The sequence below is a fragment of the Vibrio barjaei genome (assembly GCF_001639065.2).
Classification (GTDB): Bacteria; Pseudomonadota; Gammaproteobacteria; order Enterobacterales; family Vibrionaceae; genus Vibrio; species Vibrio barjaei.
This window is the reverse complement of the sequence record NZ_LQXO02000025.1, coordinates 1-2,589: the sequence shown is the minus strand read 5'-3', so window position 1 is coordinate 2,589 and position 2,589 is coordinate 1. Positions and strand designations below refer to the sequence as shown.

Below are 2,589 nucleotides of genomic sequence, written 5' to 3'. Positions count from 1 at the left end.
CGACATCTCATCATCAGTGAAATCGAGTAGGGCGGGACACGTGATATCCTGTCTGAATATGGGGGGACCATCCTCCAAGGCTAAATACTACTGACTGACCGATAGTGAACCAGTACCGTGAGGGAAAGGCGAAAAGAACCCCTGTGAGGGGAGTGAAATAGAACCTGAAACCGTGTACGTACAAGCAGTAGGAGCACCTTCGTGGTGTGACTGCGTACCTTTTGTATAATGGGTCAGCGACTTATATTCAGTGGCAAGGTTAACCGTTTAGGGGAGCCGTAGGGAAACCGAGTCTTAACTGGGCGTTCAGTCTCTGGATATAGACCCGAAACCAGGTGATCTAGCCATGGGCAGGTTGAAGGTTGAGTAACATCAACTGGAGGACCGAACCGACTAATGTTGAAAAATTAGCGGATGACTTGTGGCTAGGGGTGAAAGGCCAATCAAACCTGGAGATAGCTGGTTCTCCCCGAAATCTATTTAGGTAGAGCCTCGGACGAATACTACTGGGGGTAGAGCACTGTTAAGGCTAGGGGGTCATCCCGACTTACCAACCCTTTGCAAACTCCGAATACCAGTAAGTACTATCCGGGAGACACACGGCGGGTGCTAACGTCCGTCGTGGAGAGGGAAACAACCCAGACCGCCAGCTAAGGTCCCAAAGTATAGCTAAGTGGGAAACGATGTGGGAAGGCTTAGACAGCTAGGATGTTGGCTTAGAAGCAGCCATCATTTAAAGAAAGCGTAATAGCTCACTAGTCGAGTCGGCCTGCGCGGAAGATGTAACGGGGCTAAGCTATACACCGAAGCTGCGGCAATGTGATTTATCACATTGGGTAGGGGAGCGTTCTGTAAGCCGTTGAAGGTGGACTGTAAGGTCTGCTGGAGGTATCAGAAGTGCGAATGCTGACATGAGTAACGATAAAGGGGGTGAAAAACCTCCTCGCCGGAAGACCAAGGGTTCCTGTCCAACGTTAATCGGGGCAGGGTAAGTCGACCCCTAAGGCGAGGCCGAAAGGCGTAGTCGATGGGAAACGGGTTAATATTCCCGTACTTCTTACAATTGCGATGGGGGGACGGAGAAGGCTAGGTGGGCCTGGCGACGGTTGTCCAGGTTCAAGTGCGTAGGCTTGAGAGTTAGGTAAATCCGGCTCTCTTTAAGGCTGAGACACGATGTCGAGCTACTACGGTAGTGAAGTCATTGATGCCATGCTTCCAGGAAAAGCCTCTAAGCTTCAGATTGTAAGGAATCGTACCCCAAACCGACACAGGTGGTCGGGTAGAGAATACCAAGGCGCTTGAGAGAACTCGGGTGAAGGAACTAGGCAAAATGGTACCGTAACTTCGGGAGAAGGTACGCTCTTAGTGGTGAAGTCCCTTGCGGATGGAGCTACCGAGAGTCGCAGATACCAGGTGGCTGCAACTGTTTATTAAAAACACAGCACTGTGCAAAATCGTAAGATGACGTATACGGTGTGACGCCTGCCCGGTGCCGGAAGGTTAATTGATGGGGTTAGACTTAGGTCGAAGCTCTTGATCGAAGCCCCGGTAAACGGCGGCCGTAACTATAACGGTCCTAAGGTAGCGAAATTCCTTGTCGGGTAAGTTCCGACCTGCACGAATGGCGTAATGATGGCCACGCTGTCTCCACCCGAGACTCAGTGAAATTGAAATCGCTGTGAAGATGCAGTGTACCCGCGGCTAGACGGAAAGACCCCGTGAACCTTTACTACAGCTTGGCACTGAACATTGAGCCTACATGTGTAGGATAGGTGGGAGCCTTTGAAGCGAGTACGCCAGTATTCGTGGAGGCAATCTTGAAATACCACCCTTGTATGTTTGATGTTCTAACTTGGTTCCCTAATCGGGAATGAGGACAGTGCCTGGTGGGTAGTTTGACTGGGGCGGTCTCCTCCCAAAGAGTAACGGAGGAGCACGAAGGTGGGCTAAACACGGTTGGACATCGTGTGGTTAGTGCAATGGCATAAGCCCGCTTGACTGCGAGAATGACAATTCGAGCAGGTGCGAAAGCAGGTCATAGTGATCCGGTGGTTCTGAATGGAAGGGCCATCGCTCAACGGATAAAAGGTACTCCGGGGATAACAGGCTGATACCGCCCAAGAGTTCATATCGACGGCGGTGTTTGGCACCTCGATGTCGGCTCATCACATCCTGGGGCTGAAGTCGGTCCCAAGGGTATGGCTGTTCGCCATTTAAAGTGGTACGCGAGCTGGGTTTAGAACGTCGTGAGACAGTTCGGTCCCTATCTGCCGTGGGCGTTGGAAGATTGAAGGGGGCTGCTCCTAGTACGAGAGGACCGGAGTGGACGAACCTCTGGTGTTCGGGTTGTCATGCCAATGGCATTGCCCGGTAGCTAAGTTCGGAATCGATAACCGCTGAAAGCATCTAAGCGGGAAGCGAGCCCTGAGATGAGTCTTCCCTGGCACTTTAAGTGTCCTAAAGGGTTGTTCGAGACTAGAACGTTGATAGGCAGGGTGTGTAAGCGTTGTGAGGCGTTGAGCTAACCTGTACTAATTGCCCGTGAGGCTTAACCATACAACACCCAAAGGGTTTTGATGGACTCAAAGC

General features: G+C 51.6%; 1 rRNA gene. It reads left to right on the top strand.

Annotation, left to right across the window (positions count from 1 at the left end):
- Positions 1-2,556 (top strand): 23S ribosomal RNA (locus tag AWH66_RS12610); the annotation flags it as partial.
- Positions 2,557-2,589: the final 33 nt, after the last annotated feature.